Origin of the sequence: Actinomadura sp. HBU206391, assembly GCF_014323665.1 — a bacterium.
GTDB lineage: Bacteria > Actinomycetota > Actinomycetes > Streptosporangiales > Streptosporangiaceae > Actinomadura_C.
Genome location: NZ_JABVEB010000013.1, coordinates 22,553 through 47,791, shown reverse-complemented (window position 1 = coordinate 47,791; position 25,239 = coordinate 22,553). Strand labels below are relative to the sequence as shown.

At 71.0% G+C, this 25,239-nt stretch carries 27 protein-coding genes and 1 pseudogene; 14 read left to right on the top strand and 14 right to left on the bottom strand.

Annotated elements, in window-relative coordinates; all coding sequences use genetic code 11:
• Positions 1 to 74 precede the first annotated feature (74 nt).
• The 8 genes from HKK72_RS40720 to HKK72_RS08195 are packed head-to-tail and all read right to left on the bottom strand — an operon-like array spanning position 75 to position 7,572.
• Complete coding sequence (locus HKK72_RS40720) at positions 75 to 434, bottom strand: (2Fe-2S)-binding protein (protein ID WP_315987144.1); 360 nt, start codon at positions 432 to 434, stop codon at positions 75 to 77.
• Positions 431 to 1,372: a dihydrodipicolinate synthase family protein gene (locus HKK72_RS40715; protein ID WP_187233663.1), complete on the bottom strand. Its 942-nt coding sequence runs from the start codon at positions 1,370 to 1,372 to the stop codon at positions 431 to 433. Before HKK72_RS40715 ends, HKK72_RS40720 begins: the two co-directional genes overlap by 4 nt.
• Before the next feature lie 12 nt (positions 1,373 to 1,384).
• On the bottom strand, positions 1,385 to 2,617 hold the full coding sequence (locus HKK72_RS08220) for an NAD(P)/FAD-dependent oxidoreductase (protein WP_187233662.1): 1,233 nt from the start codon (positions 2,615 to 2,617) through the stop codon (positions 1,385 to 1,387).
• Positions 2,614 to 4,191, bottom strand: coding sequence for an FAD-dependent oxidoreductase (locus HKK72_RS08215; protein WP_187233661.1), 1,578 nt, complete (start codon positions 4,189 to 4,191; stop codon positions 2,614 to 2,616). Before HKK72_RS08215 ends, HKK72_RS08220 begins: the two co-directional genes overlap by 4 nt.
• A gap of 3 nt (positions 4,192 to 4,194) precedes the next feature.
• Positions 4,195 to 5,052: an ABC transporter substrate-binding protein gene (locus HKK72_RS08210; RefSeq protein WP_187233660.1), complete on the bottom strand. Its 858-nt coding sequence runs from the start codon at positions 5,050 to 5,052 to the stop codon at positions 4,195 to 4,197.
• Positions 5,053 to 5,102: 50 nt separating this feature from the next.
• On the bottom strand, positions 5,103 to 5,831 hold the full coding sequence (locus HKK72_RS08205) for an amino acid ABC transporter permease (RefSeq protein WP_187233659.1): 729 nt from the start codon (positions 5,829 to 5,831) through the stop codon (positions 5,103 to 5,105).
• Entirely contained in the window at positions 5,831 to 6,619 is a 789-nt protein-coding gene (locus HKK72_RS08200) for an amino acid ABC transporter ATP-binding protein (protein ID WP_315987143.1), read from the bottom strand. The genes HKK72_RS08205 and HKK72_RS08200 overlap by 1 nt, the downstream gene beginning before the upstream one ends.
• On the bottom strand, positions 6,616 to 7,572 hold the full coding sequence (locus HKK72_RS08195) for a VOC family protein (RefSeq protein ID WP_187233658.1): 957 nt from the start codon (positions 7,570 to 7,572) through the stop codon (positions 6,616 to 6,618). Before HKK72_RS08195 ends, HKK72_RS08200 begins: the two co-directional genes overlap by 4 nt.
• A gap of 308 nt (positions 7,573 to 7,880) precedes the next feature.
• On the opposite strand from HKK72_RS08195, the gene HKK72_RS08190 reads away from it, so the two are divergent.
• Genes HKK72_RS08190 through HKK72_RS08165 form a run of 6 tightly spaced genes read left to right on the top strand, consistent with a single transcriptional unit; the run spans position 7,881 to position 12,825 of the window.
• On the top strand, positions 7,881 to 8,771 hold the full coding sequence (locus HKK72_RS08190) for a TIGR03619 family F420-dependent LLM class oxidoreductase (protein ID WP_187233657.1): 891 nt from the start codon (positions 7,881 to 7,883) through the stop codon (positions 8,769 to 8,771).
• On the top strand, positions 8,768 to 9,559 hold the full coding sequence (locus HKK72_RS08185) for an SDR family NAD(P)-dependent oxidoreductase (protein WP_187233656.1): 792 nt from the start codon (positions 8,768 to 8,770) through the stop codon (positions 9,557 to 9,559). The genes HKK72_RS08190 and HKK72_RS08185 overlap by 4 nt, the downstream gene beginning before the upstream one ends.
• 8 nt (positions 9,560 to 9,567) lie before the next feature.
• Positions 9,568 to 10,341, top strand: a complete 774-nt coding sequence (locus HKK72_RS08180) for an SDR family NAD(P)-dependent oxidoreductase (RefSeq protein ID WP_187233655.1) — start codon at positions 9,568 to 9,570, stop codon at positions 10,339 to 10,341.
• A gap of 49 nt (positions 10,342 to 10,390) precedes the next feature.
• On the top strand, positions 10,391 to 11,236 hold the full coding sequence (locus tag HKK72_RS08175) for an IclR family transcriptional regulator C-terminal domain-containing protein (RefSeq protein WP_315987142.1): 846 nt from the start codon (positions 10,391 to 10,393) through the stop codon (positions 11,234 to 11,236).
• Between the two features lie 18 nt (positions 11,237 to 11,254).
• Complete coding sequence (locus HKK72_RS08170) at positions 11,255 to 12,079, top strand: CoA transferase subunit A (protein ID WP_187233654.1); 825 nt, start codon at positions 11,255 to 11,257, stop codon at positions 12,077 to 12,079.
• On the top strand, positions 12,076 to 12,825 hold the full coding sequence (locus HKK72_RS08165; RefSeq protein WP_187233653.1) for a CoA-transferase subunit beta: 750 nt from the start codon (positions 12,076 to 12,078) through the stop codon (positions 12,823 to 12,825). Before HKK72_RS08170 ends, HKK72_RS08165 begins: the two co-directional genes overlap by 4 nt.
• Before the next feature lie 58 nt (positions 12,826 to 12,883).
• On the opposite strand, the gene HKK72_RS08160 is transcribed toward HKK72_RS08165, so the two are convergent.
• Together HKK72_RS08160 and HKK72_RS08155 are read right to left on the bottom strand one after the other, a co-directional pair.
• Positions 12,884 to 13,552: a response regulator gene (locus HKK72_RS08160; protein WP_187233652.1), complete on the bottom strand. Its 669-nt coding sequence runs from the start codon at positions 13,550 to 13,552 to the stop codon at positions 12,884 to 12,886.
• A complete protein-coding gene (locus HKK72_RS08155; RefSeq protein WP_315987141.1) occupies positions 13,549 to 14,781 on the bottom strand; it encodes a sensor histidine kinase in 1,233 nt (410 codons plus the stop codon). The genes HKK72_RS08160 and HKK72_RS08155 overlap by 4 nt, the downstream gene beginning before the upstream one ends.
• Before the next feature lie 166 nt (positions 14,782 to 14,947).
• Here HKK72_RS08155 and HKK72_RS08150 point away from each other — a divergent pair, with 166 nt between their 5' ends.
• From HKK72_RS08150 to HKK72_RS08140, 3 genes are all read left to right on the top strand, one after another.
• Positions 14,948 to 15,859, top strand: a complete 912-nt coding sequence (locus tag HKK72_RS08150; RefSeq protein WP_187233651.1) for an ABC transporter ATP-binding protein — start codon at positions 14,948 to 14,950, stop codon at positions 15,857 to 15,859.
• Positions 15,856 to 16,623: an ABC transporter permease gene (locus HKK72_RS08145; RefSeq protein WP_187233650.1), complete on the top strand. Its 768-nt coding sequence runs from the start codon at positions 15,856 to 15,858 to the stop codon at positions 16,621 to 16,623. The genes HKK72_RS08150 and HKK72_RS08145 overlap by 4 nt, the downstream gene beginning before the upstream one ends.
• A gap of 219 nt (positions 16,624 to 16,842) precedes the next feature.
• The gene (locus HKK72_RS08140) at positions 16,843 to 17,073 is read left to right on the top strand and encodes a hypothetical protein (RefSeq protein ID WP_187233649.1); all 231 of its coding nucleotides are present in this window, start codon (positions 16,843 to 16,845) and stop codon (positions 17,071 to 17,073) included.
• A gap of 20 nt (positions 17,074 to 17,093) precedes the next feature.
• On the opposite strand, the pseudogene HKK72_RS08135 reads toward HKK72_RS08140, so the two are convergent.
• A pseudogene (locus HKK72_RS08135) lies at positions 17,094 to 18,241 on the bottom strand (MFS transporter).
• Between the two features lie 287 nt (positions 18,242 to 18,528).
• Here HKK72_RS08135 and HKK72_RS08130 point away from each other — a divergent pair.
• Entirely contained in the window at positions 18,529 to 19,890 is a 1,362-nt protein-coding gene (locus HKK72_RS08130) for a molybdopterin-dependent oxidoreductase (protein ID WP_187233648.1), read from the top strand.
• A gap of 40 nt (positions 19,891 to 19,930) precedes the next feature.
• Here HKK72_RS08130 and HKK72_RS08125 read toward each other — a convergent pair whose 3' ends face one another.
• Both HKK72_RS08125 and HKK72_RS08120 read right to left on the bottom strand, forming a co-directional pair.
• On the bottom strand, positions 19,931 to 20,722 hold the full coding sequence (locus tag HKK72_RS08125; RefSeq protein ID WP_187233647.1) for an SAM-dependent methyltransferase: 792 nt from the start codon (positions 20,720 to 20,722) through the stop codon (positions 19,931 to 19,933).
• Positions 20,723 to 20,813: 91 nt separating this feature from the next.
• Positions 20,814 to 21,272, bottom strand: a complete 459-nt coding sequence (locus tag HKK72_RS08120) for a nuclear transport factor 2 family protein (protein ID WP_187233646.1) — start codon at positions 21,270 to 21,272, stop codon at positions 20,814 to 20,816.
• Positions 21,273 to 21,376: 104 nt separating this feature from the next.
• Between HKK72_RS08120 and HKK72_RS08115 the strand changes: the two genes are divergently transcribed.
• The 4 genes from HKK72_RS08115 to HKK72_RS08100 all read left to right on the top strand — a co-directional run bounded on the left by HKK72_RS08115 (position 21,377) and on the right by HKK72_RS08100 (position 24,658).
• Entirely contained in the window at positions 21,377 to 21,976 is a 600-nt protein-coding gene (locus tag HKK72_RS08115) for a TetR/AcrR family transcriptional regulator (protein WP_187233645.1), read from the top strand.
• An 88-nt stretch (positions 21,977 to 22,064) separates the two neighbouring features.
• On the top strand, positions 22,065 to 22,382 hold the full coding sequence (locus tag HKK72_RS08110) for an ArsR/SmtB family transcription factor (protein WP_187233644.1): 318 nt from the start codon (positions 22,065 to 22,067) through the stop codon (positions 22,380 to 22,382).
• 143 nt (positions 22,383 to 22,525) lie between these two features.
• Complete coding sequence (locus HKK72_RS08105; RefSeq protein ID WP_187233643.1) at positions 22,526 to 23,926, top strand: acyltransferase family protein; 1,401 nt, start codon at positions 22,526 to 22,528, stop codon at positions 23,924 to 23,926.
• A 468-nt stretch (positions 23,927 to 24,394) separates the two neighbouring features.
• Positions 24,395 to 24,658, top strand: coding sequence for a hypothetical protein (locus HKK72_RS08100; RefSeq protein ID WP_222720477.1), 264 nt, complete (start codon positions 24,395 to 24,397; stop codon positions 24,656 to 24,658).
• 97 nt (positions 24,659 to 24,755) lie between these two features.
• Here the strand turns inward: HKK72_RS08100 and HKK72_RS08095 are convergent, their stop codons facing one another.
• A complete protein-coding gene (locus HKK72_RS08095) occupies positions 24,756 to 25,142 on the bottom strand; it encodes a VOC family protein (RefSeq protein ID WP_187233641.1) in 387 nt (128 codons plus the stop codon).
• Between the last annotated feature and the right edge of the window lie 97 nt (positions 25,143 to 25,239).

The window sequence follows — 25,239 nt, the reverse complement described above, 5'->3', positions numbered from 1 at the left end:
GGCCGGCGCCCGAACCGTGCGCCGGCGCTGCCGCCGGTACGCCGGGACGCCCGGCGGCTCGGGTGCCGTCGGGCTCAGCCGTCGGACGCACGGCCTGGGCCATCGCCGGATGCCTCGGCGCTCTCGCGGCGCAGCCCCGGATGGTCCTGGCGGGCGACGTCCATGCCGTCGCGGACCCATGTGACGCAGGCCCGGGTCCCGGCCACGCCGTCGACGATCACCAGGCAGTCGAAGCACACGCCCATGCCGCAGAACAGGCCGCGCGGCTCGCCGTCCAGGGCCGTCCGGGTGGACAGATCGCCGTCGGCCATCAGCGCCGCCGCCACGCTCTCGCCCAGGTAGGCCGGTGTGGGCCGGCCGTCGACCGTGATGGTCACCGCCGGCCCGCGTTCGAGGCCCCGCCCCGCCGCGAGCCGGGGCCGTCTGATCGTCACGACTCGGCCACCTCCGGCAGCAGACCCTCCTCGACGAGCACGGCGCGCATGCTGCGCAGGCTCGCCGGGTCGGTCACGGGCAGGCGCGGCCGGCGGACATGTCCGGCCGGCTGGCCGAGCATCGTCATCAGCGCCTTCAGCTGGCTCTGGTACGCGCCGTACTTGCCCGCCCAGCCACCGGGCAGCCAGAGCTTGGGGAAGAGCCGGTCCCCCGCCACCGCGTGGGCGCGCGGGCCGTCGTAGTCACCGCGCCAGTACGACTCCCAGAACTCGGGGTCGGGACGCCCGTGCAGGGAGCCACCGCCGACGGTGCCGTCCCCGCCCTCGGTTCGCAGCACCTCGAGCCCCCGGACACTCATGTAGGGCCCGAAGACCCGCACCCGGTCGCGCACGCGGCGCGAGGTCTCGAAGAACTGGTCGGCGTCGGGAGTGCTGTCCTTGATGGCGACGATCTGGTCGATGTCGGCGAGCCGGTCGGCGAGGTCGGTGCCGATGTCGACACCGCTGCCGTGCGGCCAGTTGTAGACCGCGATCGGCCCCTCGACCGCCGCGTCGAGGTCCCGGTAGAACTCGATCACCTCGTCGGGGAACAGCTTGGCGTACGGGGGCGGCGACGCGAGCACGCCGTCGGCACCCGCCGCGAGCGCGTGGCGGGCGAACTCGGCGGTCTCCTTGGCGGTGTAGGCGGTGCAGCCCACGAGCACGCGCATCCGCCCGGCCGTCTGCGCGACGGCGGTCTCGGCGACCGCGCGGCGCTCCTGCGCCGTCTGCGAGAACCACTCGCCGCACGTTCCGTTGACCACGATGCCGTGCATGCCCTCGGCCGCGTAGTGGTCCACCAGCGCACGGAGGGTGTCGAGGTCGAGGTCGCCCGACTCGGTGAAGGGGGTGACGAAGGCCGGGAAGTACCCCTGCCAGTCGACATCGTTGCGGTCCATGAACCTCTCCAATCAGGACGTGGTGCCGGGCGTCGCGCGGTCGAGCGCGTACCTCTCGGGAAAGCGCCGGGACGCCGACGGCGCGACCATGTGCTCGGCCAGTCGGTGGGCGAGCAGCGGGCTGAAGGTGAAGCCGGTCGACGAGACACAGGCGTGGAATCCGGGCACCCGGACCGACTCGCCGACGACGGGCGAGAAGTCGTCGGTGAACACGATCACGCCGGACCAGGTGCGCACCACCCGGACGTCCGCGAGCGCGGGCACGACCGACACCGCCACCGCCGTGCTGCCCGCCGCGCTGTGCCAGCTCGTCGGATAGCGCTCGGGGCGCGGGGCGGCGGGCGAGGGCCAGCCTCCGCCGATGATGAACGTGTTCTGCTCGGTCTGCTTGAGCGTCAGCCGGCGGCCGATGTGCTGCACCATGGGCGTGAGCAGCCGGGGTCGGGGCTCGGTCACGTTGACGTGCAGACCCTCGCTGCGCACGGGCAGCCGCAGGCCCACCATCGCGGCCAGCTCACCGGCCCAGGCGCCCGCGCAGTCGACGACGCGGTGGGCGTCGATCGAGCCGGCGTCGGTGTGCACGGTGAACCGCCGGGCGCCGGTCGCCGCGGTCACGTCGATGCCCAGCACCTCGGTATGGGTGCGGATCACGGCCCCGTGCTGCGAGGCGCGCAGCGCGTACAGCGGCGCCACGATCAGCGGATTGGCGTGCCCTTCGAGCGGGCAGTAGGTCGCGCCGATGACGGTGTCGGACAGGAACGGGGCACGCTGCCGCAGCTCGTCGCCGGTGACGACCTCGGTCTCGATCCCGGCGAGCTGCTCCAGCTCGTACTTGTCACGCAGTGTCCGCAGTTGCTCCGGGGTCTCGGCGACCATCCATCCACCGGTCAGGTGGACGTCGAGCGGGGCGTCGAGTTCCGCTCCGAGCTCCTGCCATACCGCGAACGCCTTCAGGCTCAGCCTGGCCTCGGCCAGCAGCCGCTCACGGTCGGCCGCGGCGCCCTGGCCGGACAGCTGGTGGATGGCCAGCTGCAGATGGAAGCTGCCGGCGTTGGTTCCGGACGCCTCGCGGTTGAGCTCGCCCCGCTCCACGAGCGTGACCTCCACACCGGCCTTGGCCAGGTGGTAGGCCATCGCCGCACCCGCGATGCCGCCACCGACGACGAGCACGTCGGTGCTCGACGGCAGCGGTGCGCGGCTGCTCTCCGCGGGCACCCAGCGCTGGGTGGCTAGTGCGTCGGTCACGGCTCCCCCGTTCCCTCTGCCGTGGTGCCGGCCGATCCGGTGTCATCTGACCCGGTGCCGACCGGTGCGGCGTCATCCGATGCGGTGCCGACCGATGCGGGGCCGACCGATGCGGCGTCTTCCGGTACGGCGTCGTCGGCGAGGAACAGAGTCGGTCCCACGATCGAGTGGTCGGCCAGCGCGCTGATCGGCACCGGCCGTACCGGCATGCGCGGCGTGGCAGGTGCGATGTCCGCGACCGGGCGGCCGTGCCGTCGGGCGATGAGCGAGGCCACCTGGCGCTGGCAGTTCTTGCCCTGGCACAGGCCCATGCCGGCCCGGGTGAAGGCCTTCACCACGTTGACGTCGTCGGTCGAGTCGATCGCGGGCGCCAGGTCGCGCTGGCGGACGGCCTCGCACCGGCAGATCACCGTGTCGTCGGTGGACAGTTCGAAGATGCCGGGGCCCACGCGGTACAGCCGGGTGGTCGCGGCGTTCAGCGCGCGGCGGCGGGCCAGCCGGTGCCGGGCGGGCGCCGCCTCGGCGACGGCATCGTCCGCACCGATCACGCCGGCGTCCATCGCGGCGGCGAGACCGGCGATGCGGCCCTCGTCGATCGCGACGAACGACCCCTCGACGCCGGCGCCGTCGCCGGCGGCATAGACGCCGTCGACGGTCGTGCGGTGCCACTCGTCGCGGTGCACGACATGCCCGCCGAGGTCCTCCTGGTAGTCGAAGTCGCAGCCCACCAGCCGCATGAGCTCCAGCGACGGGACGAACCCGTACCCGACGCAGAGCACATCGACGTCGACGCTCTGCTCGGTGCCGGGGATGACCCGCCAGTCCGTGTCGACCGCCGCGTGCACGACCCGTTCGACCCTGCCGTCGCCCTCCGCGCGCACGACGATCCGTCCGTACCGCAGCGGGATGCGGTGCCTCAGCAGCAGGCTCCGGTAGCGGGCGGCATCGCGCAGGAGCGCGGTGTTGCCGCGAGCGGCTCGTGCGATGGCGAGGAAGTCCGCGGGCCGCGGGGCCGGCCCCGCCTCCAGCGCGGCCACGATGTGCGCGCCGTAGTGGCCCAGCTGGGCGGGGAACGCCAGCGCGACCGGGCCGGAGCCGGCGAACAGCATCCGCTCGCCCGGCAGCACACGCTGGGTCTTCGCCAGGGTCTGCAGCCCGCCCGCAGTGATCACTCCGGGCAGGGTCCAGCCGGGGAAGGCGACAGGCCGGTCGTGTGCCCCGGGCGCGAGGACCATCCGCTGTGCCGTCACGGTGTGCGCGGCGGATCCCTCGGTGACCAGCACCGCCCGCCGTCCCTCGACGGCGACGACGCTCGTGCGCAGCCGCACGGCGACGCCGGTGCCGTCGAGGGACTCGATCAGGGATCTGCCGTACCGGAACTGGCGGTCCATCGCAGCCGGGTCCGTGACCGTGAAGCCCGGGCCCGGCTGCTTGTAGATCTGGCCACCAAGGGTCGGGCGCTCGTCGGCGAGCAGGACGTTCAGACCCGCCCTGCTCGCCGCCAGGGCGGCTGAGATGCCCGCCGGACCGCCTCCGACCACGAGGAGGTCAGGATCCAGGTAGCTGGCTACCACCGCTCAGCAGCCCTCCGGCATGGCCGGGAACTCCGACACCTCGAAGTCCTTCTTGTACAGCTCGGCGAGGGTGCCGTCCTTCTGCGCCTTGCACAGGAAGGCGTCGAGCTTCGTCCGCAGCGTGCTGTTGCCCTTCTGCACGGCCCACGCGCCGTAGGACAGGTCGAGGGGCTGCGGCAGAGCGGCCTTCTTCACCTGGTTCGGGTTGCTCTTCTGGTACTGCGCCAGGATGTAGTCCTCGACCACGCTGCCCTGGGCACGGCCCGTCGCCACCTGGAGCAGTGCGGCGTTCTGGTCGCTGAAGCTGCTCACCTTGGCCTGCGGGAACGACTTCTTGGCCAGCTGCTCACCGGTGGAGCCCTGCAGCGCCGTGATGGTCTTGCCCTTGGCGTTGTAGCTGTCGACCGTCGCGGGCGAGGTGTCGTTCTGCCCGACCGCCAGCACGCTGGTGTACGGAACGTAGGCCCGGGTGAAGTCGATGACCTTCTTGCGCTCCTCGGTCGCAGAGAAACCGACCGAGACCATGTCGAACTTCTTGCTCTGCAGGCCGGGGATCAGGCCGTTGAAGTCGAGGTTCTGGATGTTGAGCTTGACGCCCAGCTCGGTGGCCAGCTTGTTGAGCAGGTCGACGTCGTAGCCGGCCGGCTTGCCGGCCGCGTCCAGGTACATCTCCGGCTTGAACTGCAGGTTCATCCCCACGGTGAGCGTCCCGGCCTTGTTGAGGCCGGCGTCGTCGCCGCCACTGCCGCCGCCGGAGGAATCTGACCCGCCGCACGCCGCGAGGACCAGGGCGGACACGACGGCGACGCCCGCCAGAGCGGTGCGCCTCACCGCCGACCATGACTTCATGCTTCTGGGCACGGGTTTCCTCTTTCGATGCTGAAAAGGCGAGGTTGGGAGGGGGTGGAGCCTCATGAGCCGAGGTCGACCATGAGCTGCTTGATGCGGCGCTGCTGACGCGAGCGCAGGAGCCGGGACACCGCCCCGCTGGGCGGGCTGGCGTAGGCCCCTTCGATGAGCCGGAACACCAGGTCGATGACGAACGCCGCGAGCACGTAGATCGCAGCGGCCGCCGTGTAGAGCACGAACGGCTGGAAGGTCTGCGAGACCACGTTCTGGGTGACCCGGACGACCTCGAGCAGACCGATGACCGTGAAGGTGGACGTGTCCTTCACCATGCCGATGTACATGCTGCCGATGTTCGGCAACGCGATCTTGACCGCCTGGGGCAGGACGACCGAGAAGAACACGCGGATCGGCCGCATGCCGAGGGCCTGTCCCGCCTCACGGTGCCCGGCCGGGATGGCGCTGAGCGCCGACCGGAAGATCTCCGCCATGAACGCGCTGTAGAGCAACGACAGGGCGATCACCCCGGCCTGGAAGACGCTGAAGTCCACGCCCAGCAGCAACGAGACGCCGAAGTACACCCAGATCACGCTGACCAGGGCCGGGACGCCCCGGAAGACGTTGATGTAGACGGCCGCGATGAAGGAGAAGGGCTGTCGCGCCAACCGCATGATGGCGAGCAACAGACCGCCGGCGATCGAGATGACCACGGCGCACAGCGACACCTTCAGGGCGACCAGCAGGCCGTTCAGCAGGGCGCTGTGGTTGTCCCAGATGAGTCCCCAGTCGTACATCAGCGCACCGCCAGGATGAACTCGCGGGCGCGGGGACTGGTGCAGTTCTCAAAGAACCCGCGAGGCCCGCTCTCGACGACCACGCCGTCCTCCATGAACACGTTCAGGTCCCCGATCTCCTTCGCGAAGCCGAGCTCGTGGGTGACCACGACCATCGTCATTCCGTCCAAGGCGACCTCTCGCATCGTCTTGAGCACTTCACCCACCAGTTCCGGGTCCAGGGCCGAGGTCGGCTCGTCGAAGAGCATCACCTCGGGATCGAGGGCCAGGGCGCGGGCGATGGCGACGCGTTGCTGCTGCCCCCCGGACAGTTGCTGCGGGTAGTGGCCCGCTCGCTGCAGCAGCCCCACCCGGCGCAGTGCCTCGGCGGATTTCAGCTGGGCGTCGCCCCGCTTGAGGCCGCGTACCGACCGCAGCGGCAGCGCCACGTTGTCGAGCGCGGTCAGGTGCGGGAACAGGTTGAACTGCTGGAACACCATCCCGACGGTGCGGCGCAGATCCAGCGCCTTCCCCCGGCGCTCGACGCGCTCGCCCGGCCGGCCTGGGCCGTACTCGACGCCCGCGACCTTGAGCGATCCCGAGGTCGGCGGCTCCAGGAGGTTGATGCTGCGCAGCACGGTGGACTTGCCCGAGCCGGACGGCCCGAAGATCACCACGTGCTCGCCGGCGAAGACGTCCAGGTCGATGCCGCGCAGCACCTCGAGGTCGCCGAACGACTTGCGGAGGTCGCGCAGCGCGACGATCGGCGTCGTCTCTTCAACGGCGGCCGTCTTCTCCAGAGCGCTCACGCGCGAACCTCCGTGACGCAGACGTACAGGTCGTCGGGATCCTTGAAGTACGCGTAGCGCCAGGTGGCCCCGTCTCCGAGGTCGATCGTGGCCGGTTCGCCGACGAGCGCGATGTCGCCGGCGGCCAGGTGCTCGATGGCGCTGTCGATGCACCGCGCGCCCACGGCGAACTCGAAGGTGCCGAGGTGGCCCCACTCGCCGCGCATGTCGGGCGACGGCGGATAGTGCTGTACGGGCTCGAGCGCGCCGCCGAGCGGGCTGGTGAGCAGCATCATCCGCTGGCGCGGCGGAGTGCGGGGGTGAAACCACGGGTGCATCGGCTCGAAGTACCCGTCGGACTCGAACAGCTGCCCGGTGAAGCCGAGCCCCTGGTAGAAGCTTCGCGTGCGCTCGATGTCGGCCACGCCGAACGCGACGTGGTTGACGCCCTGCGGGCCTGGCTCGACCGGCCAGCCGGCTTCGAGCGTCGACCACTCGATGAGCTCGATCTTGGCGCCGTCGGGATCGGCGACGTAGGACAGGCCGCAGTGGGTCTCGTACGGCGGGAGGTCGGCCTCGTTGGGCTCCATCAGCCCGGTGTGCCCGCGTGCGACGAGCTCGCGATAGAAGTCGCTCTGACCGTTGACGTGCACGCACACTTCGCAGATCCCCGGCTCGCCCCAGGCCTGCCCCTCGGGGGCCGGTGGCGACGGCCGATCGGTGATCTGCACCAGCTTGATCGACGCTCGGCCCAGCACCGTGGGGTTACGGGTGCGGAGGAACACCACACGCGCTTCGGTGCCGTCGTATCCGGTGACCCCGCTCAGCCCCGGCAGTGGTCCCGCGTAGTCGAAGGCGACGTCGGTGAACCCCAGTTCGGCATAGAACGCCAGCGATGCCGTCATGTCCGACACACCGATGCCGATGTGGTCCAGCCCCGTCAGCGTTCCATGTCTTCGAGTGGTGGCTACCATCTATTCCGCTACCTCCCAGCGGCTTGACCAGCCCAAACGTCGGCGCAGGCCTGGCCGCGATGCATTTCGGGAGATGCTCGCATATCGTTCCGATGGGCGCAAGACGTACAACGCACCTCATAGCGAGCAATCGTGCGCTTGACGCACAGACGGCCTGTCAATACCATGCGGCCATCACGCCGCCTGCTTTCGCCTCGGCGTCACCGCCGGAGCAGCCCCGTGTCGGCTCGGACCATGCGGCGCCCCGCTCGTCGGCGTATCCGCGCAGTGCCAGCCGGGCGCGCGTAGTAGAGAAGGGTCGTTGTCCCATGACCATGCGGATCGGCGTCAAGCTGCCGCACACGGGGAACGCGGCGGCCGGGCCGTCCCTGGCCCCCCACGCGCGCGAACTGGAGCTGGCGGGGTTCGACTCCCTCTGGGTCAGCGACCACGTGGTGCTGCCGACCGTCATCGAGTCGCACTACCCGTTCGCTGCCGACGGCAAGGCGACCTGGCCGACCGACACCCCCTACCTCGAAGCCCTCGTCGCACTGGCCGCGGCCGCCGCGGTCACCGAGCGCGTACGGCTCGGCACCGCCGCGCTCGTGCTCCCGCAGCGCAACCCGGTGCTGCTCGCCAAGCAGGTCGCGAGCATCGACGCGCTGTCCGGAGGACGGGTCGCGCTGGGCATCGGAGCGGGATGGCTGCGCGAGGAGTTCAACGCCCTCGACACGCCTTTCGACACGCGCGGCGCGCGTATGGTCGAGTGGATAACGCTCCTGCGCGAATGCTGGACGGGGCGTCCGGCCGCCCGCTCCGGCACTCACTACAACCTGCCGGGGGACACGCTCGTGCTGCCCACTCCCGCACACGCGGTGCCGCTCTACGTCGGCGGTCACTCCCCGACGGCGCTGCGGCGCGCGGCGCAGCTCGGCGATGGCTGGCTGGCCCAGCAGGCGGTGCCCGACCTCGACCCGGCCCGGCTCGCCGACGAGATCGCGACCATTCGTTCCGCCGCTTCGGCGGCCGGGCGCGACCCGTCGGACCTGCAGGTGGTGCTGCGGCTCGTCGCGTCGGCCGGCCGGGCCGGTGAGGTCGCCCGCCGGATCGGCGAACTCGGCCGCGCCGGTGTCGACGAGATCATCGTCGACGTCGATCCTCTCGACGGTACCGCCGCCGCCGACCACGACCTGCTCCGTGACGCCGCGAGCGCCCGATGACGGCCCCGACGTCCTCGACCGGCTCCACCGCCTCGACCGGGACGCTGCTGGCCGGCCGGCGAGTGATCGTCACGGGCGGCGCGAACGGCATCGGTGCCGTCGTCGCGCGGCGCTTCGCCGAGATGGGCGCATGCGGCGTGGTGCTCGACCTGCCCGGCTCGCTCGCCGGCGCACCGGCGGACGGCTGGCACACCGCGCCCGTCGACGTCCGCGACGAGGATTCGATGCGTGCGGCCGTGGCCGAGTCGGCACGGCTGCTGGGCGGGATCGACGCGGTCGTGGCGGCCGCCGGCGTGGTTCCGTCCTGGCAGCGCCCAGCGGAGATGGACCTCACCGACTTCGACCGGGTGCTCTCCATCAACGCCCGCGGCGTGGCCTGCACGATCAAACACGCGTCGCCGCGGCTCGGCCCGGGCGGGGCGATCACGGTGGTGGCCTCGCTGAACTCCTGGCGGGGCGATCCCAACATCACGTCGTACGCCGCCAGCAAGCACGCGGCACTCGGCATCGTCCGGTCGGCGGCGCTCGCGCTCGGGCCTGACGGTATCCGGGTCAACGCCGTGGCCCCGGGCCCGATCGCCACCGACGCGCTGCGCTCGCGCATGGCGTCCCGCCGCGAGACGACAGGGCTGCAGGTGGACGAGGCGCTCGAGCGGTCGGCGCGCGCCACCTCGCTCGGCCGGATCGCCACCGCGGCCGAGGTCGCCGACGCGATCGCGTTCCTCACCAGCGACCTGTCATCGGGCATCACCGGTCAACTGATCAACGTCGACGGCGGAATCCACTAGGAGTTCAGGTGACTCTCGACCAGAACGCGCTCGCAGGTCGCACCGTGCTGCTCACGGGCGCCTCCCGTGGCATCGGAGCGGTGACCGCGCGGGCGCTCACGAGTGCGAACGCGAACGTCATCGCGCAGTACCGCACCGAGCGCGACGGCGCCGAGCGCGCCGTCGAGGCGCTCTCCGGCGACCAGAAGCTGCTGCTCCAGGCCGACCTCTCGACACCCGCCGGCGCACGCGACCTCTGGCGCTCGGCACTCGAATGGGACCGGGACATCGACGTCCTGGTGCTCAACGCGGCGGTCAACCCGGAGACGCCGATCGACGCACCGGACGAGACATGGGACGCGGGCTGGCAGGAGGCCCTGCAGGTCAACGTCATCGGGGCGGGCGCCCTGATGCGCGAGGCGACCCGCTACTTCGTCGCGCGCGGATCCGGCACCATCATCGTGCTGTCGAGCTGGGCGGCGGAAATGGGCTCACGGCTCATCGACCGCACATCCTACGCCGCGTCGAAGGCCGCGATCCGCAATCTCGCCCAGACGTTCGCCCGCAACTTCGCGCGGCAGGGTCTGCGGGTCTACGTGCTGGCCCCGGGAGTCGTCAACGCGGGCATGGCGATCGCAGGGCAGGACGAATCGGCCAAGCAGGCGGTGGCGGACGGGCTGACGATGGGCCGGCTGGTCGAGGCCGACGAACTGGCATCGCTCGTGGCCTTTCTCGCGACCGACGCATGCCCTAGTCTCACGGGGGCCACGCTGGACGTGAACGGTGCCTCGTACATTCGATAGAAAGTCCACGGGCCGTCGCCCACCGCCCCGTCCGCCAGGAGGTCTTCACGTGGTACCCGTCTCACCGTCTGTTGATGCGAAGAGCGGCGGCGAGTTGGACGAGCAGCCCGCAGGCGACGACGAACGTTCACGCGACTTCGTCCGGTCGCTGGAACGCGGCCTGGCGATCATCCGCGTGTTCAACGCCGAACGCCCGTCGATGACGGTCTCCGAGATAGCTCAGGAGGCCGGGCTCACCCGCGCCGCGGTACGCCGCTTCCTGCTGACGCTGTGCGAGCTCGGCTACGTGTACGGCAAGAACAACCGCTACGAGCTCACCCCCCAGGTTCTGGAGCTCGGCTACTCGTACCTGTCGGCGCTGTCGTTCCCCGACATCGCGCTGCCCCGCCTGGAGAAGCTGGTCGCCGAGACGGGTGAGGCCAGCGAGGGGTCGATCCTCGACCGCGGGGACGTGGTCTACGTCGTGCGCGTCCCCGGCCCGGCGTTGATGACGATCTCGGTCAACGTCGGAGCCCGGCGTCCGGCGAACGCGACGGCGATGGGACGGGTCCTGCTGGCGAACCTGCCGCCGGCCGACCTCGAGCACTACCTGCGGACGTACGAGCTGACGCCGGCGCTGCCCCGGACCATCACCGATCCGGACGAGTTCCGCGCCGAGCTGAGGAAGGTGCGCGAGGAGGGCTATGCCCTCGTCAACCAGGAGCTCGAGGAGGGCCTGGTCGCCATCGCCGTTCCGGTGCGGGACCGCATGGGACGGGCCCGCGCGGCGATCAATCTTTCCACGCACATCGGCCGCAAGTCGGTCGAGGAGATGCGGTCGCTGGTCCCGCTGGTGCGAGAGGCGGCCGCCGACATCGAGCTAGGCCTGAGCCATTCGCTCAACTGGGCCGACTGAACTGAGTTAGCGAAAGACATGACTGATATCCGCACACTCCACGACGCGGTGGCGGAGCTGATCCATGACGGCGACACCGTCGCCATGGAGGGCTTCACCCACCTCATCCCCTTCGCCGCCGCTCACGAGGTCATCCGGCAGGGCATCACCGACCTCACCCTGATCCGGATGACGCCAGACGTCATCTACGACCAGCTGATCGGGGCCGGCCTGGTGCGGAAGCTGGTCTTCTCCTGGGGCGGCAACCCCGGCGTCGGATCGCTGCACCGCTTCCGCGACGCCGTCGAGAACGGCTGGCCGCGCGCTCTGGAAGTCGACGAGCACAGCCACGCCGGCATGGCCAACCGCTATGTCGCCGGTGCCTCAGGGCTGCCCTTCGCCGTACTGCGCGGGTACCGGGGCACCGAGCTGCCGGAGCGTACCGACACGGTGTCGACGGTCGTCTGTCCCTTCACCGGCGAGGAGCTCGCCGCGGTCGCGGCGCTGAACCCCGACGTCACCGTCATCCACGCCCAGCAGGCCGACCGCGACGGCAACGTCCAGCTGTGGGGCCTGACCGGGGTGCAGAAGGAGGCCGCGCTCTCGGCGAAGCGGGTGCTGGTCACCGTCGAGGAACTGGTCGACAGGCTGGAACCGCGCCCCGGTGGCGTGGTGCTGCCCAGCTGGGTGGTCACCGCCGTCGCGGAGGTGCCGGGCGGCGCCCACCCGTCGTACGCCGCCGGGTACTCGGTCCGCGACAACGACTTCTACCAGGCATGGGACCCGATCGCCCGCGACCGTGAGCGGTTCACCGCCTGGATCCGAGAGAACATCCTGCAGACCGAGGGGGCGTCCGCCCGATGAACGACTGGACCCCCGACGAGCTGATGACCGTCAACGCGTCCCGTGCCCTCACCGCCGCGAAGACCTGCTTCGTCGGCATCGGCCTGCCCAGCACGGCCGCCAACCTGGCCCGCCGCACCGCCGCACCCGACCTCGTCCTCATCTACGAGTCGGGTGCCCTCGGCGCCAAACCGACCAGGCTGCCGCTGTCGATCGGGGACGGCGAACTCGCCGACACCGCCGACGCCGTGGTGTCGGTGCCGGAGATGTTCAACTACTGGCTGCAGGCCGGCCGGATCGACGTCGGCTTTCTCGGGGCGGCGCAGCTCGACCGGCACGCCAACATCAACACCACTGTCGTCGACCGTGGCCCGGACCGGCCGGAAGGCCGTCTGCCCGGCGCCGGCGGGGCACCGGAGATCGCCGCCGGCTGCGGCGAGGTGCTCATCGTGCTGCGCCACTCGACCCGCAACTTCGTGGACCGGCTCGACTTCGTCACCTCCGTCGGCCACGGCTCCGGGCCCGGCGACCGCGAACGCCTCGGCCTGCGCGGCAAGGGCCCCGTGGCGGTCATCACCGACCTCGGCATCCTGCGTCCCGATCCCGGCACCGCCGAGCTCGTCCTCACCGACCTGCACCCCGGCGTCACCGTCGAACAGGTCCACGCCGCCACCGGCTGGCCGCTCAAGACAGCCGACACCATCGGCACCACCGCGCCGCCGACCGATATGGAACTCACCGCTCTACGAGCCCTGAAGGCCGCCTAATGACGGGTGGTCGAAGTCGCCCTTCGACCACCCATCATCGGATTGCCGAGAATGGAGATCACACTGGGCGGACCAGGCCGGTCTCGTAGGCGATGATGACGAGCTGCGCCCGGTCGCGCGCCTCTAGCTTGGCGAGCAGCCGGCCCACGTGCGTCTTCACGGTGGCGAGGCTGAGATGCAGGTGCTCGGCGAGTTCGGCGTTGGACAGGCCGCGGGCGATCAGGGTGAGCACCTCGCGCTCCCGCTCGGTCACGCCGTCCAGCCCCCGGGCGAGCGGCCGCGCGGGCTCGGGGCGGCGGGCGAACTCGGCGATGAGCCGCCGGGTCACGGTGGGGGCGAGCAGTCCCTCGCCCGCGGCGACCACCCGGATCGCGGTCAGCAGGTCGGCCGGCGGGGTGTCCTTGAGCAGGAATCCACTGGCGCCCGCCCGCAGCGCCGAGTAGACGTACTCGTCCACGTCGAACGTGGTGAGGATGAGCACCCGTACCCCCGCCGTCTCCGGTGACCGGCAGATTCGCCGGGTCGCCTCGATGCCGTCCATCTCGGGCATCCGAACGTCCATGAGCACCACGTCGGGGCGTTCCCGAGCGGCCAGGTCCACCGCCTCGGCGCCGGTGCCGGCCTCACCGACCGCCGTCAGATCGTGCGTGGTGTCGATCAGCAGACGGAAGCTGCCGCGCAGCAGCGCCTGGTCGTCTGCGACGAGCACGCGGATCCGCTCGCTCAAGGGGTGTGGCTCCCGGTCGGTCCGGCGGCTTCGTACGGCAGGTCCGCGCTCACCCTGAAGCCGCCCTCGGGACGTGGCCCCGCGGAGAACGACCCGCCGTACATCATGGCCCGTTCCCGCATCCCGATGAGACCGTGCCCCTGCCCGGTCGCGCCGTCGTCCGGCAGCACCCGGACGCCGGGACCGTTGTCGGTGACCTCGATCCGGACCCTCTTCCGGCCCAACTCGACCGTCACGCGGCATCGTGCCGGAGCGGCGTGCTTGACCACGTTCGTGAGCGCCTCCTGCACGATGCGGTAGACCGACAGCCCCACCCCCTCGGGCAGCACGGCCGTGCCGCTCACCTCGAGGTCGGCGCCGACCCCGGCCATCGCGGCCCGATCGACCAGCTCGGGCAGGCCGTCGAGACCCGGGGCGGGGCGCAGTTCGGCGGGGCGCAGTCCGGCGGGGTCGCCAGAGCCGGAGCGGAGCCGCCCGAGCGTGTTCCGCATCTCGCCGAGCGCCGTCCGGCCGGTCTCCTCGATGACGCGGAGTGCGTCCCGGGCCTCCTCGGGCCGGGAGTCGGCGACATGGTTGGCGATCGAGGCCTTGACCACGATCAGGCCCATGCTGTGCGCGACCACGTCGTGCAGTTCGCGGGCGATGCGCAGACGCTCCTCGGCCACGGCCTGCCGGGCCAGTTGCCCGGCCGAGCGGGCGGCGTAGGCGCGCCGCTCCCGCACCGCCCGCCCGACCGCCCACGGGAGGGTCACCACCAGACCGACGTAGAAGCCTCCGACGAGGGCGTCCGGCTGATCCTGCCCGGCCGACAGGGCCGCGCCGCCCATGGTGGCGACGACGACGCCGAACAGGCAGGCGCCGAGTGCCAGGGCCGCCGTGCGGCGACGTCGGCTGAGCGCCACCTCGTACAGCACGAGCACCAGTGCCGTCGTCGGCGCGAGCACCGCGAACAGCGGGATGACACCGGTCACCAGCGCCGTGACCGACCCCGTCGCCGCGATGCCGAGGGCCGTCAACGGCCTCAGCCGGCGCAGCGAGACCGGCAGCCCGATCACCAGCGCGACCAGCCACGACACCCAGACGGGCTCATGTGGGCAGCCCTCCGCCGTCTCCCTGGCCGCGTACGCGCAGAGCAGCGACACCGCCACCGCGGCGGCCGCGTCGAGCGCGACCAGGTGGCCGCGGCGCAGCGGGCGGCTGAGCAGCGGCCGCCGATCCGTCTCACGCACGGTTCGACGGTATCCGCCCGGCTCGGCCCGGCACATCCGGCCGGAGCACGTCATCCCCTGGTCTGATCCCGCGCCGCGGGGGCCTGCCGGTCATGCCCCGGGAGGAGGCACGGGTCCAGGCCACGGTCCGATGTGCGGCGTGGAGCGATCGGCCATCGTTGCAGCCATGATCGAGGTAAGAGACCTGACCAAGCGGTACGACGCCGTGACCGCCGTCGACGGGCTGTCCTTCCGGGTCATGCCCGGACGGGTGACCGGCTTTCTCGGGCCGAACGGCGCCGGCAAGTCCACCACCATGCGGGCCGTCCTCGGGCTCGACCTGCCCACGTCGGGCGCGGCGCTGGTGAACGGCCGCCGCTACGCGGGCATCAGACGTCCGTTGCACGAGGTCGGCGCGCTGCTGGACGCCGGCGCGGTGCACGGTGGACGCACCGCCTACGACCATCTGCGCTGCCTGGCGCTCGCCAACCGCATCGAGGCCGCACGTGTTGGCGCGGTGCTGGAGCAGGTCGGCCTCGCCGGTGCGGCACGGCGACGTGTGAAGGACTTCTCGCTCGGGATGCGGCAGCGGCTGGGCGTCGCCGCGGCATTGCTCGGCGACCCGGGTGTGCTGCTGTTCGACGAGCCGGTCAACGGGCTCGACCCGGAGGGCATCCGGTGGATCCGCGGGCTGATGCGGTCGCTGGCCGCGGAGGGCCGGACGGTGCTGGTGTCGAGCCATCTCATGAGCGAGATGGCGCTCACCGCCGACCACGTGCTGGTCATCGGGCGCGGACGGCTGATCACTGAGACGACGATGGCCGAACTCGCCGGCCGTTTCGACCAGGACGTGCTGGTCCGTACTCCGGACGAGCCCGGGCTGGGGACGGCGCTGCGGTCGGCCGGGGCGACCGTCACGCCGGAACCGGACGGCGGGCTCGCCGTCAGCGGGATGACCGCCGCCGAGATCGGTGAGCTCGCGATGGCCCACGGCATCGCGGTGCACGAGCTGACCCCGCGCAGCGCATCACTGGAGGAGGCCTTCATGCGGCTGACCGACGACAGCGTCGAGTACCGGACCGGAGGAACGACCCGATGACCGGCCTGATCGCAGCGGAGTGGCTCAAGGTCCGCTCCGTCCGCTCGACCTTCGCCGTCCTCGGCGCGCTCGTCGTCGCCCTGCTCATCGGCACGCTGATGTCGTACTTGATGACCGCGGACTGGGACGGCTCGGTTCCGGCCGAGCAGGCCACCTTCCCCGGCGCCGACCCCGGCATGCTCGCCGTTCCCTTCGCCCAGTTCTGCCTGGCGGCCTTCGGCGGGCTGGTGATCACCTCGGAATTCGCCACCGGCCTCATCCAGACCAGCGTCGCCGCGGTGCCGCAACGACTCCGGCTGCTGACGGCGAAGATCATTGTGATCGCCGCTCTGGCCCTCGCCACCGGCCTGGCCATCGCGTTCTCCTCGCTGCTGTTGAGCAGGCTGATCACTGGGGACCGGCCGGCGCCGATCACCGCGTGGGAGTCGGTGGCGGCCGGGCTGCCCACGGCGCTCGCGTCAGGTCTGTCCATCATGGTGATCGGTCTCGTCGGCCTGGGCATCGGTGCGGTCGTCAGGTCCACCGCCGCGGCGCTCGTCATCGTCAGCACGCTGCTCCTCGTGCTGCCGGCGATGACCACGCTGCTGCCGTCGCCCTGGGGCGGCCGGATCTCGGCGGTGATGCTCCCGAGCCTGGCGGGGCAGCTCGCGGGCGCTCAGGAGGACACGGTGATGTCGCCGTACGGGGCGCTGGCGGTGATGGCGGCCTACGTCGCCGCGGCACTCGGCGCGGGCGCCCTGTCCCTCCTCCGCCGAGACGTCTGATCCGGCCGTTGCTCTCCTGCCGTTGGCTCAGCCGCCGCTGATGCTCGATCACGTCGATGAGATCCGCCCTGAACCGGGCGAAGGCGTCCCGCCGTCACCGGCGCGCAACCGCAGGGTGGCGTGATCCGGCCATCTTCAAGGCGGCATGCAGCCCTTTCCCCTGCCGTTCAATGGAGGACTGAAGAGACTTCGGCGGCATCGCCTTGAACGGGGGAGTTCATGAGCGTCTGGCCCGTGCTGTGGATCGTCTGGATCGCGGCGTTCGCCACCCTCGAGGGCATCGCCCTCCGGGACAAGCGACCCGGCGACACGCTGTCCGAGTTCGTCTGGCGGGTGTTCAAAGTGCGCGACCGCCGCCCCACCGTGGCCACCTGGATCGGCAGAGGCCTGCTGCTGATCGGCGGTGTGTGGCTCACCGGCCATCTCGCCTTCGGCTGGTGGTCGTTCTAGGGCTCGGGCCTGCCGCCGGATCACACCACCGTGCGTTCGGGTACGGCGGCGTCGCGGGCGAGGTGGGAGCGTTCGGCGGAGACCGGGGTGATCGCCGCCGCGGCCAGCGGGAAGGCGATGGCGGTGGCGAAGGCGGCGGCATAACCGGCTCCGCCGACCACGGCGCCGAGCAGCGGCGGGGTCGCAGCCGCGAACGCGTTCTGCACGGTGTTGTGGGCACCGAGAGCCCGGCCCGCCCAGGAGCGTCCGGCGTGTTCCGCGACCGCCGTGAAGGCGAGCCCATTCGGGCTCACCGTCATCACGCCGGCGATGAGCAGTGCCCCGACGGCCACGGCCGAGTCCACGTAGGCACCGGCCGCCAGGGCCAGCATCACCGCGCCGATCAGGACGGCGAGCAGGCGGTACGGGCGCAGCCTGCTGCCCGCGCGATCGGACCAGGCGCCGGCGCCGATCCGCGCCAGGGCCCCGCAGAGTTGTGCGGCGGCGAGCACCCGGCCGGCCGTGGCGACGTCCCAATGGTGGTCGTCCACCAGGTACACGAGGGAGAACGTCGCGACCGCGAACTGCGGGACGACCAGCAGCGCACCGGCCGCGTGCAGCCGCCACAGCACGGGGGTGGCGTACGGAGAACCCCGCCGCTCCCCCGCCGCCTCGTCCGGTCGTACGGGATCGCGCACGAACAGCCAGACCAACAGGGACATGAACAGGCAGAAGCCGGACAGCGTGAGCAGCGGAGGGGCCAGGCCGCGCACCGCCAGCACGGGCAGGGTGAGCGCGGCCAACGCCAGTCCCAAAGGCTGCGCGGTCTGCCGGATGCCCATGGCGAGCCCGCGCTCCCCGGCCGCGACCAGCCGAGGATCAGACGTCCGCTCGCCGCGTGCACCGATCCGCCGCCCGCGCCGGCGGTGACCAGGCAGACCCCGAGCGCGAGCGTGCCGTGCACCGCTGCGGCGGCGAGCAGGGCCATCCCGGCCACCGCGAGGCCCGCGCTCAGCACGAACCGCTCACCCCGGCGGTCCGCCACGACGCCCCAGGCGATGAGCGTGGCCATCAGCCCGGCCAGGGGACATGCCACGAGCACGCCCGCCTCGCTGAGCGACAGTCCGTGCGCACGGAAAGCCGGGATGAGGTACGGCAGGCCGAACTGGAAGGCGGTGCCCGCGGTCATCGCGGCGAGTCCGACCGCGAGCACCACCCATCGGCGCCGGGATGAGAGGGAGGGCGTGGCGTTCATATCGTGATACTAACTGTCCATATGGCAAGACGGATCGGGTCGCACGACCGCTCCTCCGGAGAGCGCGTCGTCACGGATGGCAACCCTGACGTGCGAGGTGAATTTCTTCCGTCCACCAGATGACATGCCCGAAATAAGCCGTTTTGGGATGAACACGAGCGGAGATAAGACGGGTGAAAGCTGACCGACCCCCCGTCCTGCGACCATGACGGGGAGTGGCCATGGCAGCGCATCGCCGACCGGCCCGCCGGGAGACCGCGCCGGGCGATGTCCTGGAGTCCCTTCTCGATGCGTTGTACTCACGCCGCCGGTTCCTGACGTCGTCGGCGATCGGCACCGCCGGATCGCTGGTCCTCGGCACGGGCGTCGCGGCCGAGGCGGCGGCGCGCGGCGAGACGACCGCGAGCCGCCCGTCCGGCGAGGTGGGCAAGGTCGCCGAAGAGGCCGACCGCGTGGTCCAGGCGACGCCGTCCCGCTACTTCGTCAACCGTGGCAACGGTTCCGAGGAGATGAAGTGGGGCCCGGCGCGGGACTATGCCGAGACGGTGCCCAACGACCGGTTCTACATCCACAACAGGGCGCGGCCGCCCGACATCGACCGCCGCACGTGGCGGCTCAGGCTCACCGGCGACGCGCTCGCCCGTCCCCGGTCGTTCGGCTACGAGGACCTGCTGGCGCTCCCGGCCGTGACCCTGCGGCGCACGCTCGACTGCGGCGCCAACTGCCGCGTCTTCTTTCCCTCGCTCCCGCCGTCGGGCGACGGCCGCCGTTGGCTGCCGATCGGCTTCACCCAGTGGCACTTCGGCGCGGTCAGCGCGGCGGAGTGGACGGGCGTACGGGTCAAGGACGTGCTCGCCGCGGCCGGGGCCCGGGACGGCGTCGACGTGAAGTTCACCGGCCTGGACGAGATCACGGATCCAGACGGGAGAACGGTCAACTACTCGCAGGTCATCCCGTTCGAGAAGGCCGTCAAGGACGACACGCTCCTGGCCTATCGCATGAACGGCGCCGACCTGCCGGTCGACCACGGTTACCCGCTGCGCGCGCTGTTCTCCGGGTGGGGCGGCAACACCGCGGTCAAGTGGCTCGGCCATATCGAGGCGTCGAAGCGGAGCATCCCGGCCGCGGGTCCGCAGAGACTGCAGGTGCTCACCGGTCCCGATTTTCCCGAGCCGGTCCGACCCACCGCCGGGCGGGTCCGCAGCGCCGTCGAGTTCAACGAGAACGTCACGCTCACGCCCGGCGACATGACGCTGCGCGGGCGCGCCTGGTCGGGAGCCGGGGCGATCGACCGCGTCGACGTCCAGGTCGACAGGCTCGTCGCGCCGGGCCGGTGGACGACCGAGATCCCGTGGCGCGAGGCGAAACTGCTGAGCGCGCCGGAGCCCTTCATGTGGGTGCGGTTCGAGGTGCCGTGGCAGGGGGTGAAGCCGGGGAAGTACCGGGTGATGTCACGCGCGCGCGACAGGGCCGGAAACGTCCAGCCTCGCCCCGAGGACGTCCTCTGGAACCAGCACGGGCTCGAGTACAACGGCCACGCTCCCCTGGAGCTGGTCGTGCTGCCGGCCTCGCTGATGCCCTGACCCTGCCGCGTCCCACCCGGCGCCGCCAGGCCCGGTGACGCTACGCCTTGCGCCCGACGCCCGCCCACAGCCAGAAGCGCTTCATGGCGTCCGGGCCGTCGGGCCGCCACCGATCCACCGGCACGACACCCGGGTCGAGGAGCTCGAATCCGTCGAAGAACCGCTGCACCTCCTCGCGAGTGCGGACGACCGCCCTTGCCTCGCGGTTGACCGACTCGAGGAACCTCTTCGCGTTCTCCGGATCCGAGTCGCCGGTCAGGTGGGACAGGATGAGATGGCTGCCGGGCACCATCGCCTTGGCGAGCCGGGCCACGATCCCGTACGGGTCCTGGTCGTCCGGAACGAAGTGCAGGACCCCGAGCAGCAGCACCGCGACCGGCTGCCCGAAGTCGATGTGCCGCCGCACCTCCGGATGACCCAGGATGGCCTCCGGGTCCCGGGCATCGGACTGGACGACCGTCGTGGACCCCGTCCCGGCCAGCAGCGCGTTGCCATGGACGAGAACGATCGGGTCGTTGTCGACGTAGACCACGTGGGCGTCCGGCCGCACCTGCTGGGCGATGTCATGGGAGTTCTCCGCGGTCGGCAGGCCCGAGCCGATGTCGAGGAACTGCCGCACACCGGCCTCGGCCGTCAGCCGTACCGCCCGCTTGAGGAACGCCCGGTTGGCCCGCACACTCCGCGGAGCCTCCGGCACGATGGCCAGGACCCGTTCGGCCACTTCGCGGTCCGCGGCGTAGTTGTCCTTGCCGCCCAGCCAGTAGTCATAGACCCGCGCGGGATGCGCGATGCTCGTGTCAAGTTTGGGGCGCGCCCGGCCCTCGTCGGTCATTCATCGAAACTAACATCGCAGCACGTTCGCCGGGTCACGGATCTCGATGGACGCCGGATCACGGATCTCGATGAACGGAGTGCGGGGCCGCTCACCAGATCGGGATCGAGGCTCCGCGCTCGGCGTCCGGGCGAGGTCCGAAGATGCGCCGGTCGCCCTCCTCGATCGCCACGTCGTTGATGCTGGCCTCGCGGCGCCGCATCAGGCCCTCGGCGGTGAACTCCCACAGCTCGTTGCCGTAACTGCGCCACCACTGGCCGGCGGCGTCATGGCTCTCGTACTGGAAGCGCACGGCGATCCGGTCGCCGCTGAACGACCACAGCTCCTTGCGCAGCGCGTAGTCCAGCTCGCGCTCCCACTTCTCAGTGAGGAACGCGACGATCGCCTCGCGGCCGGTGACGAAGCGATCGCGGTTCCGCCACACCGAGTCCTCCGTGTAGGCGAGCGACACCCGCTGTGGGTCGCGGGTGTTCCACGCGTCCTCCGCCGCCTGGACCTTCTGCGCGGCGGTCTCCTCGTCGAACGGCGGAAAGGGCGGTCGACCGGTCATCACGCATCCTCCTCGGCGCACACCATGGCAGAACACAGAACGTGCGTTCTACCCTTGGAAGATAGTCTAGAACGCTCGTTCTCCCGAGGTTCCGAGGAGGTGGCGTGGATCGCGAGGAAGCCGTACAACGCCTGCTCGACGCGGCGGAGGCTCTCTTCTACGCGCGCGGTGTCCAGGCCGTCGGCATCGACGAGGTCCGCTCGACGGCCGGAGTCTCGCTCACCCGGCTCTACCGGCTCTATCCCTCCAAGCAGCACCTCGTGGCCGCCTATCTGCGCCGGCGCGACGAGCGATGGCGTGCCGACCTGGCCGGCCACGTAGCCGCGCAGACCGCCGGCCCGGCAGCCGGACCGGCGGACCGGCTCCTCGCGGTTTTCGACTGGCTGGAGGGCTGGTTCCGGGGACCGGACTTCCACGGCTGCGCCTTCATCAACGCCTTCGGAGAGCTCGGCGCCGCCGACGACCTCATCGCCGGCGTCGTCCGCGAGCACAAGTCGCTGTTCCGGGACTATCTGGCCGGCCTCGCCGGTGACCTCGCCGCCGACGACCCGGCGATCGTGGATCAGATCCTGCTCCTCGCGGAAGGAGCCATGACCACCGCCGCGATCACCGGCGGTCCGGAGATCGCTCACCGGGCGCGGGCCGCGGCCGCGACCCTCCTCGGGACCTCCCTCACGGACGCACCGGCCCGGGGAGAACGGTGAGTACAGGCGGGCGGGTCAGCGGGTCAGCGGCCCCGCACGGAGGATATATATCTTGTTGGCTATATTCAGCTACGGTTATGATTGTCGGGTGACCACCGCCTTCGCCGTCCTGGCCGAACCGAACCGCCGCCGCATCCTGGACCTCCTGCTCGAGCGGCCGCGACCGGTCGGCGAGCTGGTCGAACAACTCGGCCTCACCCAGCCGGGGACGTCCAAGCACCTCAAGGTCCTGCGTGAGGCCGGGCTGGTCCGGATCCGTCCCGACGCGCAGCGGCGGGTCTACGAGCTACGGCTCGAGCCCCTCATGGAGGTCGACGCGTGGCTGCGGCGCTACCGGGAGATGTGGGCGCAACGCCTCGACGCGCTCGAAGGGCACCTGGACGCGATGCCCGACCCGGACGACTGACGAAGGGCGGTGTGACTCGGCTCTCGTAGGCGAGAGGTGAGATCCACACTGTCCCTGGGCACAGAGTGGAGGTGTTCCGGGAGCATCTCGGGCCGGCGTCAAAGTGGACGCGGGGCCCGTTCTCCCAGCGCTTCAGAAAGGACGTGGACGCCTCGCTCGCCCCCGCACAGAACGGAGCGTCGCCCACCCGAACTGAAAACCGACCTCGCGAACGGCTGGTCTGGCTCGACGCACTGCGCGGCGTGGCCGCACTGGCGGTGGTCTTCGAGCACCTGCTGGACGCGCTGCTGCCCGAGGTACGCCGAACCGCGAGTCCGTGGTTCGACTTCGGCAGGTACGGCGTCTTCGTCTTCTTCATCGTGAGCGGGTACGTCATCCCCGCGTCCCTCGAACGGCGCGGCAGCGTACGCGAGTTCTGGATCGGCCGGGCGTTCCGGCTCTACCCGCTATGGGCGGTGGCCGCGGCGATCGGCCTGCTCTTCGCCCTCGCGGAGGTCTTCTGGGGGCTGCCGGATCAGCTGTCCGACCGCCCGTGGACGTCGGCCCTGGCCCACGTGACGATGCTGCAGGACCTGCTCGGAGTCCCGAACGTCGTCAACGTGTTCTGGACGCTGTCGTACGAGATGGCCTTCTACCTGCTGGTCACGGCGATGTTCGTCGCGGGCGTGCATCGGGCGAGCGCGGGCGCGGCCCTCGGCTTCGGCGCGGCGGCCCTGACGCTGGGCATCGCGCTGCCGGCGTACCTGATCTCGGCGGCGTGGGGTGCCGGTGCGGTCGCGGGGGTCAGCGTGCTGCTGATCGCCGGGCTGGCGGCAGTGCTGAGCGGCCGTCCGCGGCTCCGTCCCTGGGGTGCCGCGGTGGTCGCCGTGACGGCCCTCGCGCTGCTCGCCCTGAACAGCCGGGTCGGCGCCGTCGAAAGCTTCTCGATCATGGCCACCATGTTCGCCGGCACCTCGATCTACCGCCTCCGGCACCGGGGCTCCGTCCATCGTCCGATGGACCGGGTCGTGGTCATCCTGGTGCCCGCGCTGACGATCATGGCCGGGGTCCGCCTCGCCGCGGGCTGGGGCGTGCCGCCCGGTCACCCGAGGCTGTCCTGGGGTTGGCCCGCCGCCGTCGCAGCGGCCTGGCTGACCTTCGCCGTCGTGCTCGCACTGCGCCATCGCGCCATGCCCCGGGCACTGCCCTGGCTCGGTGTCATCAGCTACTCCGTCTATCTGCTGCACCAGTTGCCGCTGCAGGTCGTCCGGCGGTTGACCGGCGATCCGGCGCCACTGTCGGTGATGGAGCGTGCGGGCTGGGCGGGCGTGATCGTGACCATGGTGGTCGTCTCGAGCGCCGTGGCCTATCGCTATGTCGAGGAGCCCACGCAGCGGCTGGGCCGCCGCTTCGCGCGCTCGTCGCGGGCGCGATGGCCCGAGCCCGGTACGGCCGGCCCCCCTGCGCGCCCTGGCCGCGCGGCCGTCCCCGCCCCCGCTACCGCCGGTGACGACCAGGACCGGAGTGGCCGGCCCTCGGAACGCCCGCCGCGCAAGGTGGCCTGAGCCGATCGGCGCGTCGAGGAGAGGCCGTACGGCCCGGCGGCCCTTGCTCCGGCGGGTGCCGGACCGTACGGCGTCGTTGGGCATCCCCGCCCCTGACAGAAGGTGCGAGCCGCCTGATCGCGGCGGCGCGCACATGCCCAGATGTCTGAGGACGCCCGTGCTCACAGTCCTCCGACGTTGAGCACGGCGATCAGGATCCAAGGATCATCGTCGATCTTCGCCGGCGACCGGAGGCCCCGGCCGCGCCACCGCTGCGACCGGTGAGCGGACCGGCTCATGCAGGTCCCATGGGATCCTCCAGACTCACTACATAGCGCGATGGAGCGTACACTTATCGTGATAACGGCGGGTGGGCCGCGATAGACCAGGAGGTGCGGGATGCCTCGGCATGAGCTGGTGCAAACGCTCCGGCGCTCATTACTGATCAGAACTTGGCGTCCAGGGCGTCGTGGGTCGACCTGCGAGACCGTGAGAGTGGGGCATCGTGAGCTCGCCCTGGCGATCCGTCGCCTTCCAGAGCGGTTCACCGACCGGTTGCCGGACCGCACGCTGCAGCGCATCAGCATCGCGGCCAGCGGCGGGCAGTGGCAGCAGGTGCTGGACGACCTGATCGGTTCGCTGCACGCCTACAACCAGCCCGTCACGGTCGAGGAGCGCGATCAGTTACGGGCCGCACTAGAGGCGCTGAGACTGCCCATCGCGCCGCTCCACGATCTCGACATGCGGCGCTGAAGCGACACCGGTCGACCTCGTACCAGGCCCGTACCCGCACCCGGCGGCCCGGCCGAGGAGCCCGCCGCGCGACCACCGCCCGTGCGGCACCGCACGCTCACCCGCCGCTTCCGTACGGACGCGTGATGACCTCGAGATTGTGCCCGTTCGGGTCGTCGAAGTAGACGCCACGTCCACCGTCGTTGCGGTTGATCCGGCCGGGCTCCTGATGAGCGGGGTCGGCATAGTAGGCGATCCCGGCCTGGCGGATCCGTTCGAAGATGCCGTCGAACTCCTCATCGGACACCAGGAACGCGTAGTGCTCCGAAGCGATCTCGGCCGCGTCGCTGTCCAGGAAGAAGAGCGTGACCGCGTTGCCGGTGTCGACGGGGATGAACGGACCGAAGGGGGCGCCGACCTCGAGTCCAAGGATGTCGGCCATGAAGTCGGCTGCCGCCTTCTTGTCTCGTGCGGTGACGATCGTGTGGTTGAGCTGTACGGACATCGTGGGTGCCTCCTGACTTCCACTGTCTGTTGACATACCCCGAGAGACGGAAAGGTCCGCGAGAGCGGGCGCCCCAGATGACAGTGGACCTCGTCCT